Here is a 15,495-nt window from a genome sequence, read left to right on the forward strand (position 1 = left end):
CAGCTGGCGGTACTCCTCGTGGTCGGGGGTGAAGACGGAACGCTGCATCTCGTGACCTCCGCGGGGATCGTCTGGCAGCATCACAGGGCAGACGGTAAAGAGAATCTAATCATCTTAAGGATGTAGCTTGTACAGGTGATGAGGGCTACAGTGCTGCCATGACCGGTCTCCTGCGCCGCGCGCCGGCGAACGACCACTGGTACGCCGCCGGGCTGCACACCACCCAGACCCTGGTCGACGCGTTACAGGACGGCGCCGCGCGGCACCCCCAGTCGTTGATGATCTTCGACTCGGAGACGCATCCGGCGTCGGCCCGGCTCATCGACATCCACCGCCGCGGCGCCCGCCTGGCCGGCGCGTTCGCCCGGCTCGGGCTGCGGCCCGGCGACGTGATCGCCTGCCAGGTTCCCAACTGGCTGGAGGGCGCGGTCGTCTACCACGCGGCGATCTCGCTGGGCCTGGTCCTGGTGCCCGTCGTGCACATCTACGGGCCGGTCGAGGTCTGCTACATCCTGCGGCAGTCGGGGGCGCGGGCACTGGTCATGCCCGACCGCTGGCGCACCATCGACTACCTCGACCGGTTCGCCACGGTCGGCGACTGCCCCGACCTGGAACATGTGATCACCATCGGCGAGCGGACGGCGCCGGGCGGGGTCACCCTGGCTGCGCTGGAGGCCCTCGACGCCGACCCGCCGGCGCCCCCAGCGCTGCACGCCGACGACGTCTGCATGGTCATCTACACCTCGGGCACCACCAGCGCCCCCAAGGGCGTGCAGCACACCCACAACACCCTGCTGGCCGAGATGCGGGCGCTGGCCGACGCCGANGCCGGCACCCCGGACGCGGTGCACCTCTCGCCGTTCCCCGCCGGGCACATGGGCGGCGTCCTGCTGCTCGGCCGGGCGTTCCTGTCGGGCCGCACCAGCATCCTCGTCGACTCGTGGAACACCGCACGCGTCGCGCGGGTGATCCGCGAACGCGGGGTGAGCTGGCTCGGGGCGACCCCGTTCTTCCTCAGCAGCCTGCTCGCCGACGTCCGCGACACCGGCGCGCCGATGCCGTCGCTCGACGAGATCCACCTCGGCGGCGCGGGCGTGCCGCCGGAGCTCGTCCTGGCCNCCGAGGCGGCCGGCTGGCGGGCGTTTCGCTCCTACGGCTCCACCGAGCACCCGACGGTCACGGTGTCCGCCGTGTCGGACCCGGTCGAGGTGCGCGCCTACACCGACGGCGTCGCCTTCGGCGCCAACCGCCTGCGGATCGTCGACGACGACGGCCTCGACCTGCCGCCCGGCACCCCCGGCGAGGTCGTCACCCTCGGCCCGGAGCTGTTCGTCGGCTACACCGACCCCACGCTCAACGCCGAGGCCTTCCTCGACGGCGGCTGGTTTCGCACCGGCGACATCGGCACCCTCGACGAGGCCGGCCACCTCACCATCGTCGACCGCAAGAAGGACATCATCATCCGCGGCGGGGAGAACATCTCCTCCACCGAGGTCGAGGGCGTCCTGCTGCGCCACCCGGCGATCGTCGAGGCGGCGGTGACCGCGATGCCCGACCCGCTCTACGGCGAGCGGGTCTGCGCGTTCGTCATCGTCGAGCCCGGCCGCGAACTCTCCCTCCGCGACCTCGTCGAGCACTTCGTCGCCGTCGGCGTGGCCAAGCACAAGACCCCCGAACGCCTCGAGATCGTCGCCGACCTGCCCCGCACCGCGGCCGGCAAGGTACGCAAGGCCGACCTGCGCGCCCGCCTACGCGCCCCCGCCCCCGGCCCTGTTCCCGCCGACGCCGGTCGGGGCAGCCGGGACTCCCAGCGCGCCGGCCACTGAGCGACGCGGACGGATCTGCGCCATGGTCCACGGACTCGACCGCGGCGAGCGCGCCGCGCTGGTCGTCAGCGAGTGCCTGCGGGGCACCCTCGACCCCGAACTGGCGATCTTCGCCGGGCTCGCCGAACAGGCCGCCGCCCGCGGCATCCTCGCGCGCATCGCCGCGCTCGCCGCGGACTTCCGCACCCTCGAGCTGCCGGTCGTGCACATCCACGTCGCGCACCGGCCGGACTTCGGCGCGTTCAGCGACACCAACCCGGTCTCGGCGAAGGTCCGCCGCGAACGGCGAGTGCTCGCCGGCACCCCGCAGGCCGAACCGATGCCCCAGGTCGCGCCGCAGCCCGGCGACTACGTCAGTACGCGCCGCTCGGGCCTGGCGATGTGGTATGGCACCGACCTCGACTCCACCCTGCGCAACCTGCGCGTCGACACGGTCGTCCTGACCGGCGTGTCGACGAACATGGCGCTGCTCGCCGGCGCGCTGGGCGCGACCGACCGCGGCTACCGCAGCGTCCTCGTCGAGGACGCGACCGCCGGGGCGAGCGCCGAGTCGCACGCGTGGATCGTCGCCAACCAGCTACGCATGCTCTCGACGATCGCCCGCGCCGACGAGATCCACGCCGACCTCACCCGCCGCGACGCCGCGACGACCACGCCCCCGCGCCACTGACCCAACACCCGCCCTGAGGACGGCTCCCCGACCGAGGTGACGATCATGCTGAGTTGAGGAGGATGTCGACGGGTTGGCTGTAGGGGTTTCGGCGGGGGGTCTGGGTGTGGTCGACCCAGGGGGGTGGGATGAGTTCGGGTCGGCGGTCGGCGCCGAGTCGGATGGTCCAGTGGTGATGGTGCACGTGGCGGTGATGCCAGGGGCAAAGCAGCACGAGATTGTCGAGGCAGGTAGGACCCTCGTCGATCCACGAGATGATGTGGTGGGCCTGGCACCAGCTGGGTGGCCTGCTGCAACCTGGGAAGACGCAGCCCTGGTCCCGGGCGACCAGCGCACGGCGGAGGTCGCCCGGGACGGTGCGCTGTGTGCGGCCGACGTCGAGGGGGACGCTGGCGGGATCGAGGATGATGCGGCTGACCGCGGCGTCGCAGGCGAGGCGCCGCACGGTGGCGCGTGACAGGGGCTGACCCCAACTGGTGGATGCGGCCGGCCCGCCGCGACCGACCAGGGTGGTCCAGGAGATCGTGACGGTGAGGTGCGGGCGCACTCCGCCGGAGATGGGAACGGCGGAGGCATCGAGCGCGCGGTGCACAAAGTCGACGAGGGCGTCGGCGCGGCGGCGGGCCGGGCTGCGCGGGTCGGGAGTGCCGTCGATGGCGGGCATGGGTGCGGCGAGGCTGTCGAGCGCGGTGCGAAGCAGAGCGGCGGCTTCCGCGTCGAGTTCGCCGCTGATCCGGGTCATGCCGTCAGAGAGATCGGTGATCCATAGTCGACGGCGGTCCGCTGGATCGCCGTCGCCGTCGGCGGCGCCGGAGGTAGCGCTCCTACCGGCGCCCTCACCGCCGTCCGGAGGGCTGTCGCTGTCGGCGTCTGCGTTGCCAGCGCCGTCGTTGTTGCCGGCGCCGTTGTCCTCGGGGTCGGGGTTGTCGCCGCCGGGGCTGGTATCGACGTCGGTGAGGCGTTCACGGAGGTGACGGCCGAGCCGGGCGAGTTCCGCGGGGTCGAACCTGGCGGCAGAGGTGAGCAGGAACTGTTCGGCGGAACGTCGGGTGGCGACGTCCACACCGCGGGGCAGGGAACGAAGCGCGAGGTGGATCGTCTGGGCCTGTTCGACGCTGATCGTGCCGGCGATCAGGGCGGCACCGGTTGCGGCCAGGTCGTCGTCCACGGCCAAGGNCAGGTCCACCAGCCGCTGGGCGTCGACGGGGCGGATGCGTAGCCGGGCACGGACCAGGGCGGCGGTACTGGTCGCGCCTTCCCGCAGCGCGCTGCCTCGGCCATGCATCTCCCGCACCAGACCGAGCCGGACCGCGGCGAGACGGGCAAGCAACGCCGAGCAGTCCAGGACGGCGCCGTCGAGCTCGGGGTCGGACAGCCCCCAACCGGGCATGTGCACCGCCTGCCCGACCATCGCGTCGAGCTCCGACAGGGCGGCCAGCAGCCGCGGACAACCCGCCAGGCCAGCACCGTCAGAATCGCTGCCGGTGCGGGAGGTTGAGCGCGGACCCGGATCAGGAGCGACGCCGGGGGCGATGCCAGCGGCTGAGCGTGAACCCTGGCCAGGGCCAGGGCCAGGGCCAGGGTTCGGGTCGGGGCCAGAACCACGGTCGGGGTCGAGATCGGAGTCAGGACCAGGTGAAGGGCATGGGTCAGGGCCAGGGCTGGGGCCGAAAGTGAAGGGCGTCACGGATCAACACTAGGTCGACCAGCCCCCGATGTCGAACGTATGTTCGGATTGGTGACCGGTGTGGGAGAAGGATCCACCGACGCGTGAACATCGTCGAGGCCGTGACTGTCAGCAGGGGTGGCGCCCGGTCAGCCAGAGACCGGGCGCACGTCGCGAGCCGGACTGGAGGCCGAGCCGAAGCTCGCAGGCCGTGGACCAGCCTCAGCCCGGGAGCCAGGTTCATCCGGGGAGNACACCAGGCACAGCCCTTCACCCGCCGGCCGGAGCCCGATGGTGACAACGAGGCGGCCGACGCCTCCTGGGCCGGTCCGGAGACGCTGGGCATCCCACCCCGGGGACGCTGGGCATCCCATCCCGGAGACGCTGGGCATGCGGGGCACGTCGGGGACGACAGCCAGCGGGAGACGGCATGCCCCGTTCGCTACGTCGGGTGGGATGACGGCGGGAAGAGCATGGGGCACCGTGACGGGAAGAGGGCGACCGGCCGTGCATGTGCCCGCCCTGGGGNGGTGTTTCGGCCGGTGGGGTGGTGGTGCCAGAACCGCCCACAGCGGGTCCTCGGTCCAAGTCTGTCATCACCCAAAACTGGACACGCCCGGAGATGGGACCAGACGAAGCCACGATGATTGAATAATCGCCCGGGACAATCGAGTATCGGCAGAATCGAGAGCATTCCATTCGACAGAAAGCCGGATACGATGAGCGAGAAGCGTGCCCAGTTGATTTACGGNAAAGGGCGGGAGGCATGTCCCGAAGGAAGCTTCTGCCTCTACCGCGCCGTCGAGTTCAACGCCGGTCAGCAGTCGGGTGTCGGCGACAAGATCCTGGTCATTCCGTCGGGCGTCTATGTCGACGACTTCGCCGAGTACGGATTCGACCACAGCGGTGACGGGGTCAGCGCCGTCGTCAACAACACGGACGAGGACAACACGCTGTTCTCCGCGGCCANCCAGCAGGGGCACGCTCTGCCGGTGGACCGGAACTCCTCGATCGCGAACCTGATCCGCGTCGCCATGGCCGAAAGCCCGAACGGTACCTGGAACGACCAGGCCCGGTCCGCGCGGGCCGCCCCCTTCGTGGGGAACCTGGTCGTCAGGCAGGAGTTCCGGGGAAAATGGCAGGACGCGGGAAAGGTGGTCTACTCCTACCGGATCACCGTGAGGGCCTCGACGACGCGGGTGGTGAAATGGGCCCTCGGCTTTGGTGATCTACCGGAGGGAACCTCGCTGTTCAAGGGCTTCAGCGACGTTTTCTGGGGCCAGATCCTCCGCGACGGTACCGAGGGCAGCGTCCTGCTCGCCTCCCCCCCGGGCGGCGATCACATCGTCGACCCCGAGGCGGATCTCCTCATCGACATCCAGGTTCTCTACCCGACCGAGAACCCCGCTCAGGAACACCTCACGAGCCTCAACGCCCAGCAACTGGCCTGACCTACCGAAAGGTGGACCGAGGACGGGACCGCTGCCACAAAGGCAGGGGTCCCGGACCGGCGGTCACCCTGCATCTGGTTGAGGAGACAGCAGGAAAGGTCATCGCTGACGAAGGTCATCGCCGACGTCGGACCGCGGGTCGCCGCGGGGCTGCTGTGGGGCCGGCCGATGCCGGCGGCTCGACCCTTCTGTCCAGTTCGGGGCTCCTGACCCTCGCCGGCGACGCTGTGGTCGTCCGGGCGGGCGCGGAGGTGGAGCGGGCCCTACGGGGCCGCCAGCCGGCGGAATCGCCGCCGACGATCAGGGACACGCCGGCATGACAGGCGATCATTTCGGTGTTCATCCAGTAGGCGTCGGGTGGGTCCTCGTCCGGCCGGGGCTGCGCGATGTCCTCCGCGGGCTTCGTCTGCGGCGGTCCGGGCTGCCCGCCGGGATGACCTGGGCGCGGGCTCTGCACACCGGGCTCGGGCGCGCGCGAACCATCTCCCTTGGGCTCAGCGGGATACACGGGCTAGAAGTCGGAGCCGCCGTCGACGTTGAGCAGGGCCCCGGTGATGTAGCCGGCGCGTGCGCTGCACAGGAAGACGATGGCGGCGGCGATCTCCTCGGGGCGCCCGGGGCGGCCGAGGTCGGGCACGAGGCCGCGGCCGGCGCCGCCCATGTCCCGGGAGATGGCGAGAAAGACCTCCTCGGTGCTCGGCGCTCCCACCGAGGCGGCCAGGGCGTCGGGCGCGACCCAGCGCTGCGGCCCGAACTGCTCGATCTTCTCGCGGACGCCCTCGGTGAGGATCGCGCCGGGGCAGACCGTGTTCACCCGGATGCCGTCCGGCCCGACGGCGCGGGCGAGGTTCTTCGACACGCTGGCCAGCGCCGCCTTCGCCGCCGTGTAGGCGACCATCGTCGGGTACTGCTTGCGGATCGACATGGCGGCCAGGTTGACGATGGCGCCGCCGCCGCGGGCCCGCATCAGCGGGATCGCCGCCCGGCAGGTCCGCACCCCGGCCATCAGGCCGATCTCCAGATGCGCCTGGAACAGCTCGTNGGAGGTCTCCGTCAGGGGCAGGTAGTCGTACTCGTCGCTGCCCAGGGTGTTGACCAGCACGTCGCAGCCGCCGAAGACGCCGCGCACCCGGTCGAACAGTTCCTCGGTGCCGGCCGCGGTCGCGAGGTCGGCCGGCACCGCCAGCGCGCGCACGCCGAGCGCCTCGATCTGCGCGGCGACGCGCGCGAGGGCCGCGGCGCCGCGGGCGACGACGACCACGTCCGCGCCCTCACGGGCGAACTCCAGCGCCGTCCACCGGCCCATTCCTTTCGACGCGCCGGTGACGACCGCGACCTTCCCGCGTAAACCGAGATCCATCTGGTCGTTCCCCCTCGATCAGGTTCGGTAGGCGATCGGGTGCGACGGGCGGCCGGGCGCGACGGCCGGGCGCGACGGCCGGGCGCGACGGGCGGCCGGGCGCGACGGGCTACTCGCGCGGGGCGGCGGCCCGCTGCTGGAAGGCACGCACCTTGGCCAGGTGCTCCTCGGAGGTCAGCAGCAGGGTGTTCGCGACCCGGTCGAAGTCGCGGGCGGTCGTGCGGTCGACGCTGGCGGCCGCGTCGATGGCGAGCTTGGCCAGGCCGAGGGCCTGCGGGGACAGCGCGACCAGCGAGCGGGCGAACTCCCGCACGCCCGCCGCGAACTGCTCGTCCGCGAACACGTCGTGGACCAGACCGATCGTCAGCGCCCGCTCGGCGTCGACCGGCCGAGCGGCCATCGCCAGCCACCGCGCCCAGTGCGGGCCGACGAGCCGGGTCAGCCGGCTGATGCCGCCGGAGCCGGGCAGCACCGCCAGGTTGGGCACCTCCGGCAGGGCGAAGGTGGTCCGCGGCGCGGCGAAGCGGAAGTCGCACGACACGGCGAGCTCGACCCCGAAGCCGCGGCAGGGCCCCTGCGCGGCGAGGATCACCGGCTTCTCGATCGCCTCGATCTCGTCCATGAGCAGGTGCAGCGCCCGGTAGGTGCGTCGCACCGACCGGCCGTTGACGCTGCCGTCGGGCTCGACGCCCATCCCGGTGTCGATCGTGGTGATGTCCATGCCGGCGGTGAAGTGCCGCCCCTCGGCGGTGATCACCAGCACCCGGACGGCATCGTCGTCGCCGAGGTCGGCGACGGCGCCGCGCAGCGCCGCCAGCATCGGGGCGCTGACGGCGTTGAGCTTGTCGTCGCGGGTGAAGGTGATCGTCAGGACGCCGTCGTCGAGCTCGCGCCGGAAGTGCTCGCTCATCCGACCGACGCCCCGCTTCGCCGCCGGATCACTGGGTTCGCCCCGCTGTGCCGAGCCGCTCGCTGCGGGAGCGGGCGGTGTAGCGGTGGCGCAGGATGCTGCCCGGTCCGCTGGTGAGGTCGGCGACCTCGGCGGTGGGGTCCGGTTCGCGCAGGACGATGAAGTGCGGCGTCAGCCAGGCGCGCCGGGCGTGCGGGCCGAAGCTGAACACCCCGCCGGGGCCNCCGGTGGCCGCGGGGACCATCTTCACCTTCTCCAGGCCCTCCTTCACGCCGTCCGGCGACAGCGGCGTGGCCTTCGACAGGCCACGGGCGATGACGACGCCGAAGTCGTAGCACAGCACGGAGAAGAAGTTCGCCGGCCGGTAGCCGAACCGCGCCTCGAACCGGTCCAGGAAGTCCTGGCCGACGACGTTGTCCTCGTCGTACTGGTCGACGCCGACCCAGCCGGCGATGCTCTTCAGGCCGCCGGGCAGGAACGGCGCCGCCATGAACCCCGAGCTCATCACCTTCACCGGGTCCCAGCCGGTACCGTCCAAGGCCGTGTTGAGGTGGGTCGCGGTCAGCCCCCAGCCGAGGTAGGCGATCGCGTCGGCGCCGGAGGCCTGCAGCCGGGCCAGCGCCGGGCTCAGGTCGGTGTCGAGCATGTTGATCGGTTCCTCGATGGCGATCTTCACGCCGTCGAAGGCACAGGCGTCGCGGAAGAACCGGGTGTACTCCTCCCCCGGCACGCACTTGTCGTAGACGACGGCGACGGACTCGACGCCGCGCACCCCGAGGTAGTTCGACAGCAGGTACGGCTCCTCCGGTAACGAGCCGTTGTTGATGCAGAAGCACCATTCNCCGTACCAGCGGTCGGTGCCGCTCATCGACAGGGTGGGGATGTGGCCGACGTCCTCGACGTAGGGGCGGATCGCCAGCACGTTGTCCGACGCCCACGGACCGAAGATCACCAGGACGCCCTCGGCCTCGAGTTCCTTCCAGGCGTTGAGCACGTCGAAGCTCGTCCCGCGGGGCAGGCCGTCGACGGCCCGCAGCACCAGCTCGACGGGACGGTCGATCTCGCCGTCGGCGTAGGACTCGTCGAACGCCAGCCGCAGCGCGTCGAGCATGACCTGCTGCGACGCCGGCGGCATCAGGAAGTCCTGCAGGACTCCCACCTTCATCGACGACACGGTGACCCCTCTCTCGATGGTTCTGCCTGCCTGGCCCCGAGCCGATGGCGGCCGGGGGCGATCACGGACGCGGCGACTACAGGTGCGGCAGTCACAGGTGCGGCAGTTACAGGTGCAGGGCGCGGGCGACGCGTTCCCGGTGCCACGTCGACCCGCCGTAGCTCAGCTCGAAGGTCTTGCCCCGCCGGGAGTGCAGCTGCAGGTCGTGTTCCATGGAGAAGCCGATGGCGCCGTGCACCTGGTGGGCGTGGACGAACACCCGGCGGATCGCGTCGTTGGCGAACGACTTCGCCGCCGCGACCTCGAAGTCGGCCGCGCCCGGCCCGCCCGGCGTGTCCAGCTTCCAGGCGGCCTGGTAGCACAGGTAGCGGCAGGCCTCCAGGTCGGTGAGCATGTCGACGCAGCGGTGCGCCACCGACTGGAACGCGCCGATCGGCTGGCCGAACTGGCGGCGACTGCGGGCATGCTCGACGCTGAGGTCCAGGGCGTGCTGGGCCCCGCCGATCGCGTAGGCCAGGCTCGCCACGGTCATCCGGTCCAGCGCCGTGGCCAGGGCGGCCCCGGCCGCCGCCGACGCGGCGAGCAGGTCCGCGGCGGCCACCTCGACGTCGCGCAGGACGACCTCGAACACCGGCTCGCCGCCGCCGTCGTGCTGGCGGCGCAGGGTCACCCCGGGCGCGCCGGGGTCGACGAGCACGAGGCGGCGTCCGCTGCCCGCACCGGCGCCGTCATCCGTGCCCGGGGTGACTGCGTCGGCGCCCGGGCCGGAGCCGGCGACCTGCGCGCCGACGACATTCACCACGACGACGAGGACGTCCGCGACGTGCGCGTAGGGGACGAGGATCTTCGTGCCGGTCAGCCGGTGGCCGGCGCCGTGCGGGGTCAGGGCGGCGTCCGGTGCGCCCCACTCGTCGCGGGCACCCGGCTCCAGCACGGCCACGGTGGCGATGGCCGTGCCGGCGCCGATCGCCGGCAGCCAGCGGGCCCGCTGCGCCGCGCTGCCGGCGAGGTCGATGAGGCCGGCGGCGAACACGGCCGAGGTCAGCAGCGGGGTGGGCATCGCGCCCCAGCCGAGCTGCTCGGCGACCACCGCCAGGTCCAGCACGCCCTGTCCGGCGCCGCCGTGCTCCTCGGGCAGCAGCAGGCCGGTCAGGCCGAGGCCGGCCAGCGTCTTCCAGTGCCCGTCGCCGTAACCCCGCTCCGACTTCTCGATCTCGCGGACGACCTCCGGNGGGCACTCGCGCTCGACCAGGTCGCGCACCGTGTCCGCGAGCAGGCGCTGCTCCGCGGTCAACGTCAGATCCATCCCCGCACCTCACTTCTGCGACTAGCGCGACCGCGGCAGACCCAGGGCGGTCTGGGCGACGATGTTCTTCTGGATCTCCAGGGTTCCGGCGCCGATCGTCGCCGGGATGTTGTGCACCCACTGCTGCTTGACCAGCCCGTGCAGCGGGGCGTGCTGGTCGGCGGGAGAACCGAGCCGCCCGCTCGCGCCGAGGATCTCCAGGCCCACGTGCCCGACGGCCTGTTCGAGCAGCGTGGCGTGGATGCGGGCGGTCGAGGCCTCGGCGGCCGGGTTGGCCCCGGCGGCGACCAGCGAGATCGCCCGGTAGGCGAGCAGCTTCGCCGCCTCGCAGCGCACCCGCAGGTCCGCGAGCTTCTGGCGGACGTCGGGTTCGCCCGCGCGGCCGGTCGCGCGGACGTGGTCGCACAGCCGCTCGACGACACGCTGGGCGCGGGCGTAGCGGGGGATGCCGATGCGTTCGAGCGTCAGCCCCGAACCGATCACCCCCCAGCCCTCGTCGAGGGGGCCGAGCAGGCAGTCACGCGGCACCCGGACCTCGTCGTAGAAGACCTCGTTGATCTCGTGCCAGCCGCCCATGCTCTCGATCGGGCGCACCGTGATTCCCGGCGAGGTCATGTCGACGAGCAGGACCGACATCCCCCGGCGCCGGCCGGCGTCCGGATTCGTGCGCACGAGCAGCAGGTTCCAGTCCGCCGGCGAGTCGGCGTAGCTGGACCAGATCTTCTGCCCGGTGACGACGAAGTGGTCGCCGTGGTCGACGGCGCGGGTGCGCAGCGCGGCGAGGTCGGAGCCGGCGTCCGNCTCGGAGAACCCCTGGGTCCAGATGACCTCGCCGCGGGCCATCGGCGGCAGGAACCGGTCCTTCTGCTCCGCGGTGCCGAACTTCATGATGAGCGGGCCGATGTAGTTGAGGTTCATGTACTGCGGTCCGCGCGGCTCGCCGCTGGCGGTCATCAGCTCGCGCAGCAGCGTCTGCTTCCAGACCCCGGCCCCCTGGCCGCCGTACTCCGCCGGCCAGCTCACCGTGAGCAGGCCGGCGCGGCCGAGGTCGCGGCAGAACTCGCGGGTGAAGGCCAGGGCCTCGCGATCCTCGGCGAAGAAGCCCTGCCAGTCCGCGGGCAGCTTCTCGTCGAGCAGCTCGGCGAACCGCCGGCCGAACGCGCGATCGTCCTCGGTGAACGCGAAATCCATGTCCCTCGATCCCTCCATGTCCCTCGATCGCCCCGCGGTCCCTCGGCCGCCCCGCAGTCCGTTGCCGGCCCTCGGTTCCTCGATCGCCCCGCGGTCCCTCGGCCACCTGCCGCGCCGGTCGGGGCTCATCGTCACACCCCGACCGGCCTCGGCGTCAGCGCTCGGCGCGGGTCGGCCGGCCCGCTACGGCAGGACGCTGGAGACGTCGAGCGGCTGCTCCGACGTCGGCTTGCCCTTGCTGTCGAGGGTCTGCACGAGCCCGCCGGTGGAGCAGACCGCGGGGGTGATGGAGACCTGCTTGCCGTCGCACTGGAACGTCGCGGTGCCGCCGAGGGGCAGTTTGGTCTTCGGCATCGCCGCGAGCGTCTTCTCGATCCCGGCGGAGGTGACCGGCGCGGTGAGGCCGGCCATCGCCCGGCTGAAGCCGAGCGTGACCACCCAGCCGCCGGCGGTGAGGCTCTTGGCGGTCGGGTCGGTACCGGGCTGGTACTTCTTCATCGCCGCCAGGTACAGCTTGTACTCCGGGTCGGCGACGTTCGTCGTCTGACCGCTGACGACCTTCATCCCGTCGTAGCCACCGGGGATGCCGGCGGCCGCCCCCGGGCTGACGCACTGCGACTGCAGGACGATGCTGCCCGAGTAGCCCAGCGTCTTGAGGGCCTTGAGCACGCCGGTGCAGAACGTCGGGTCGCCGACGAGGTTCACCTGCTCCGGGTTGCCGCCGANCACGGTCTGCACCTGCGGGGTCGCGTCCGCGGTGCCCGGCGGGATCGGCTGGATCGTCAGGCCGATGTTCGCCTTGGCGTAGAANATCTTGTCCAGGGAGTTCACCGGCCCGGTCGCGCCCGGCACGTCGAGCACGAAGATCGCGGCCTTCTTCACCCCGGCGTCCTTCGCCACCTGCGCGGGCCCCGCCAGGGCCGCGGTCAGCGGGCTGACCAGGATGTAGGCGCCGGACTTGGCGCCCAGCGTGGACTCGTCACCGTTGATGTCGAGCACCAGCGGGACCTTGGCCGCGCTGAGCACCTTGAACACCGGCGTGACGTTGCCGGAGTTGTTCATCAGCACGACCGGGACCTTGGCCGCGGTCATCTGGTTGGCGCAGTCGGTGGCGCCGGCGGGCGTCTGCTTGGTGTCGCAGACCGTCAGCGCCAGGCGGTGGCCGGCGACCCCGCCCTGGTAGTCGTTGAGGTAGGAGGTCGCGGCCTGCGCCGCGGCCACCTCGGTCGAGTTGTCCAGCGTCGTGCCCGACCCGTCGGTGATGAAGCCGATCTTTAACTCGTCGCCGGTGGCGGGTTTCGCCGGCCCCAGCGACTGCGCGGCGGCCGAGTCGGTCGAGCCCGAGCCGGACCCACCGCCCGAGCCGCCGTTCGAGCCGCAGGCTGCCACGCCGACCATCAGTGCNGCCGACATCCCGAGCGCGCAAACGCCCCGCTGTCGCCATCGAGTGCGCGGTCGCATCCGAACGTCCTCCCCACCTGTGCGTGCTGCGCGGATGGCCCCACGCACCGGGCAGCACACAGGTCCGGCGCGCCAGCGGAATATAGCTTAAGGATACGACTGAGGTAAATCAGCCAGCGAGAGATGCGCGTGTCGACTCCGCCTGCCGTCGGACTCGACCCCGCCGACACACGCGGTGACGCCTCGGCCACCCGGCGACGACCCGGTCACCCAGCGACAAATCAGTCACGGCACGCGACGGAGGAGCGAGGTCGCCGCCGGACGTCGCACAAAACCCGCAGGTCAGCGGCCCGGCGACGGAAATCTGACACCGAGTTCACGAACTCATGTAACGTCGGTTACAGCCGTATAGGAGGAGAAGCCATGNCGCTGCGGGACAGTCACCAGATCGTGTCCGTCGANGACCACCTCGTGGAACATCCCAGGGTCTGGCTGGACAGACTCCCCTCGAAGTTCGACGGTCGCACACCGCGGATCGAGGAGCAGGGCGGCAAGCACGTCTGGGTCTACGACGGCGTCGTGTTCCCCACGATCGGCCTCAACGCCGTCGCCGGGCGCGAGCCGCGGGACTGGGGGGTGGACCCCATGCGCTTCGAGGAGATGATCCCCGGCTGCTACNACCCGGTGGCGCGACTGAAGGACATGGACGTCGACGGCGTCCACGCCNCCCNGTGCTTCCCGTCGTTCCCCGGCTTCGCCGGCGGGGTGTTCCACCGGGCGCAGGACAAGGAGCTGGCGCTCGCCTGCATCCAGGCCTGGAACGACTTCATGGTCGACGAGTGGTGCGCCGCCGCCCCCGACCGCTACATCCCGCTGGCGCTGCTGCCGGTGTGGGACGTCGCGGCCTGCGTCGCCGAGGTCGAGCGGACGGCCGCCAAGGGCGCGCGCACGGTGTCCTTCCCGGACAGCCCCGTCCCGCTGGGCCTGCCCTCCTTCCACAGCAACCACTGGGAACCGCTGTGGGACGTCTGCGAGGCGACCGAGGTCTCGGTCTCGCTGCACTTCGGGTCCGGGTCCTTCGTACCCGGTTTCTCCTTCGCGGCGGCCAAGCCCGTCCCCGGCGGGTTGACCGCGCCGGACGCGCCGTTCGCGGTGGCGATCGCCTCGTTCGCCACCAACCTGATGTGGACCACCATCGACCTGCTGTTCTCCGGCGTCCTGCAGCGCCACCCCAAGCTGCAGTTCGCGCTGTCCGAGGGCGGCATCGGCTGGCTGCCCTACATCCTGGAGCGCACCGACCAGACCTGGGAGAAGCACCGCTGGTACCAGAAGGACATCGACTTCGACACCCGGCCGTCCGACCTGTTCCGCAAGCACTTCTGGGGCTGCTTCATCGAGGACAAGAGCGGCCTGCNCAACCGGCACGAGATCGGCATCGACCGGATCATGCTGGAGATCGACTACCCGCACTCCGACTCGACCTGGCCCAACAGCCGTAAGATCGCCGCCGACCTCATGAAGGACATCCCCGACGACGAGGTCGCCAAGATCGTCGAGGACAACGCGCGCACCCTGTACCGCTTCCCGCGCTCCTGACGGCACGCACGCCGGCGGCCCCCGCGCCCGCCCCTGGATTCCAGGGGTGGGGACGGGGGCCGTGGTGCGTCGGGTGACCGCCGTTCGGGCAGGCCGGCCGGTCAGGCCAGCCACTCGGGCAGGCCGGCCGGCCGGTCAGGCCAGCCGCTCGGTCCGGTTGCGGAACAGCTTCGCGGAGCCGACGCCGACGAAGGCCGGGCGCGGCTGCACCTGCGGGACCGCGGCCAGCGCCCGCAGCACCACCGCGGAGTAGGGGGCCTCGTCGTCGGTGGGCGTGGCGAACTCGACCCGCCCCACCCCGCTCCACCCCTGCTCGAACGACGTCGAGCCGTGGATGAGCGTCGGGTAGTCGGCGTCCGGGGCGTCGCGGCCGGGGATCGACTTCCAGCCGAAGATCTCCGAGTCCACCGACGCCCGGTTGACCCGGGCGAGCCGGTCGGCCGGCAGCGGGCGCAGCTCGCCGACCTCGCCGCGCAGCAGCAGCGTGCCGTACTCGCGGCAGTCCCACGCGGCCGTGTCACCGTCGCGGGTGAGGCCGGAGACGTCGCCGTAGATCTTCGGGTTGCCGTGCAGCTCCCGGCCCGCGATGATCGGCATCGTGTTGTTCTCCCAGATGACCACCGGGCAGGTCCGGGTCAGCGGCCCGCCGGCGGTGGCCAGCACGGCCGTCACCGCCACGTTGACGAGGTTGTAGCCCCGCCCCCGCATGTAGTCGACGTTCTCGAGCTGCTGGTAGGTGACGCTGAGCACCGGGCGTTCGGNCGGTTCGAAGCAGGGCGGCAGCAGGTGCGCCGCCGCCTGCGGCGTGGTGACGAAGGAGACCACCACCGTCGACTGCCGTTCGACCTCGGTCACGGGGGGCAGGGTCGTCGGCCCGAACCGGAGCCGGTCACCGATCTGCGTGGGCACGCTGTTCTCCTTGTACGACAGCCCCAGGGGGGACG

The 15,495-nt window shown here is 71.6% G+C and carries 8 protein-coding genes and 18 pseudogenes; 8 read left to right on the plus strand and 18 right to left on the minus strand.

The genetic code is table 11. The annotated features are described in order from the left end of the window. Positions 1–81, minus strand: a pseudogene (locus UK94_RS75210) (hypothetical protein); the annotation flags it as partial. A gap of 197 nt (positions 82–278) precedes the next feature. Between UK94_RS75210 and UK94_RS67150 the strand changes: the two are divergent. From UK94_RS67150 to UK94_RS27295, 4 genes and pseudogenes are all read left to right on the plus strand, one after another. After that, the coding region (locus tag UK94_RS67150; protein WP_235490208.1) for an AMP-binding protein at positions 279–826 on the plus strand (548 nt) is incomplete at its 3' end. A gap of 1 nt (position 827) precedes the next feature. Then, positions 828–1,118, plus strand: a pseudogene (locus tag UK94_RS67155) (cyclohexanecarboxylate-CoA ligase); the annotation flags it as partial. A 1-nt stretch (position 1,119) separates the two neighbouring features. Beyond that, positions 1,120–1,826 (plus strand): annotated as a pseudogene (locus UK94_RS67160) (AMP-binding protein); the annotation flags it as partial. Between the two features lie 22 nt (positions 1,827–1,848). Then, positions 1,849–2,496 (plus strand): cysteine hydrolase, encoded by a 648-nt coding sequence (locus tag UK94_RS27295; RefSeq protein WP_011604291.1) that lies wholly within the window; start codon positions 1,849–1,851, stop codon positions 2,494–2,496. 43 nt (positions 2,497–2,539) lie between these two features. On the opposite strand, the gene UK94_RS27300 is transcribed toward UK94_RS27295, so the two are convergent. The 15 genes and pseudogenes from UK94_RS27300 to UK94_RS67215 form a co-directional block, all read right to left on the minus strand. Continuing rightward, positions 2,540–3,672: HNH endonuclease signature motif containing protein (locus UK94_RS27300; RefSeq protein WP_235490156.1), on the minus strand; the 1,133-nt coding region annotated here is incomplete at its 5' end. A 1-nt stretch (position 3,673) separates the two neighbouring features. Next, positions 3,674–4,183 (minus strand): annotated as a pseudogene (locus UK94_RS67165) (DUF222 domain-containing protein); the annotation flags it as partial. Between the two features lie 1,941 nt (positions 4,184–6,124). After that, on the minus strand, positions 6,125–6,654 hold a 530-nt coding region (locus tag UK94_RS67170; protein WP_235490159.1), incomplete at its 5' end, for an SDR family oxidoreductase. Position 6,655: 1 nt separating this feature from the next. Then, positions 6,656–6,973: pseudogene (locus UK94_RS67175) on the minus strand (SDR family NAD(P)-dependent oxidoreductase); the annotation flags it as partial. 109 nt (positions 6,974–7,082) lie between these two features. Next, positions 7,083–7,883 carry an enoyl-CoA hydratase/isomerase family protein gene (locus tag UK94_RS27315; protein WP_011604285.1) on the minus strand — a complete coding sequence of 267 codons (801 nt, stop codon included), beginning with the start codon at positions 7,881–7,883 and terminating at the stop codon, positions 7,083–7,085. A 28-nt stretch (positions 7,884–7,911) separates the two neighbouring features. Next, a pseudogene (locus tag UK94_RS67180) lies at positions 7,912–8,106 on the minus strand (amino acid ABC transporter substrate-binding protein); the annotation flags it as partial. Position 8,107: 1 nt separating this feature from the next. Then, positions 8,108–8,724 (minus strand): annotated as a pseudogene (locus UK94_RS67185) (ABC transporter substrate-binding protein); the annotation flags it as partial. A 1-nt stretch (position 8,725) separates the two neighbouring features. Beyond that, positions 8,726–9,048 (minus strand): annotated as a pseudogene (locus UK94_RS67190) (amino acid ABC transporter substrate-binding protein); the annotation flags it as partial. Between the two features lie 115 nt (positions 9,049–9,163). After that, positions 9,164–10,288: acyl-CoA dehydrogenase family protein (locus tag UK94_RS27325; protein WP_235490162.1), on the minus strand; the 1,125-nt coding region annotated here is incomplete at its 5' end. A 1-nt stretch (position 10,289) separates the two neighbouring features. Continuing rightward, positions 10,290–10,363, minus strand: a pseudogene (locus tag UK94_RS75215) (hypothetical protein); the annotation flags it as partial. A 21-nt stretch (positions 10,364–10,384) separates the two neighbouring features. After that, positions 10,385–10,999 carry an acyl-CoA dehydrogenase family protein gene (locus UK94_RS67195; protein ID WP_313949606.1) on the minus strand — a complete coding sequence of 205 codons (615 nt, stop codon included), beginning with the start codon at positions 10,997–10,999 and terminating at the stop codon, positions 10,385–10,387. A 165-nt stretch (positions 11,000–11,164) separates the two neighbouring features. After that, positions 11,165–11,683, minus strand: a pseudogene (locus tag UK94_RS67200) (acyl-CoA dehydrogenase family protein); the annotation flags it as partial. 54 nt (positions 11,684–11,737) lie between these two features. Then, positions 11,738–12,279: pseudogene (locus tag UK94_RS67205) on the minus strand (branched-chain amino acid ABC transporter); the annotation flags it as partial. A 1-nt stretch (position 12,280) separates the two neighbouring features. Beyond that, positions 12,281–12,364: pseudogene (locus tag UK94_RS67210) on the minus strand (hypothetical protein); the annotation flags it as partial. A gap of 1 nt (position 12,365) precedes the next feature. Next, positions 12,366–12,952: pseudogene (locus tag UK94_RS67215) on the minus strand (ABC transporter substrate-binding protein); the annotation flags it as partial. A 465-nt stretch (positions 12,953–13,417) separates the two neighbouring features. Between UK94_RS67215 and UK94_RS67220 the strand changes: the two are divergent. From UK94_RS67220 to UK94_RS67230, 4 pseudogenes are all read left to right on the plus strand, one after another. Next, positions 13,418–13,633, plus strand: a pseudogene (locus UK94_RS67220) (amidohydrolase); the annotation flags it as partial. 1 nt (position 13,634) lies between these two features. Continuing rightward, positions 13,635–13,681 (plus strand): annotated as a pseudogene (locus tag UK94_RS75220) (hypothetical protein); the annotation flags it as partial. A 5-nt stretch (positions 13,682–13,686) separates the two neighbouring features. Next, positions 13,687–14,369, plus strand: a pseudogene (locus UK94_RS67225) (amidohydrolase family protein); the annotation flags it as partial. A gap of 1 nt (position 14,370) precedes the next feature. Continuing rightward, positions 14,371–14,551 (plus strand): annotated as a pseudogene (locus UK94_RS67230) (amidohydrolase family protein); the annotation flags it as partial. Positions 14,552–14,686: 135 nt separating this feature from the next. On the opposite strand, the gene UK94_RS27345 reads toward UK94_RS67230, so the two are convergent. Together UK94_RS27345 and UK94_RS76570 are read right to left on the minus strand one after the other, a co-directional pair. Next, the coding region (locus tag UK94_RS27345) for an acetoacetate decarboxylase family protein (RefSeq protein WP_235490164.1) at positions 14,687–15,312 on the minus strand (626 nt) is incomplete at its 5' end. A 1-nt stretch (position 15,313) separates the two neighbouring features. Beyond that, positions 15,314–15,460, minus strand: a pseudogene (locus UK94_RS76570) (acetoacetate decarboxylase); the annotation flags it as partial. Positions 15,461–15,495: the final 35 nt, after the last annotated feature.

This window comes from Frankia sp. AvcI1, assembly GCF_001420875.1.
Lineage (GTDB): Bacteria > Actinomycetota > Actinomycetes > Frankiales > Frankiaceae > Frankia > Frankia alni.

Excerpts from the sequence above, each read along its gene's own strand:
- UK94_RS27295 (WP_011604291.1), top strand. The coding sequence starts at position 1,849 with ATGGTCCACGGACTCGACCGCGGCGAGCGCGCCGCGCTGGTCGTCAGC.
- UK94_RS27315 (WP_011604285.1), bottom strand. The coding sequence starts at position 7,883 with ATGAGCGAGCACTTCCGGCGCGAGCTCGACGACGGCGTCCTGACGATC.
- UK94_RS67195 (WP_313949606.1), bottom strand. The coding sequence starts at position 10,999 with ATGTCGGTCCTGCTCGTCGACATGACCTCGCCGGGAATCACGGTGCGC.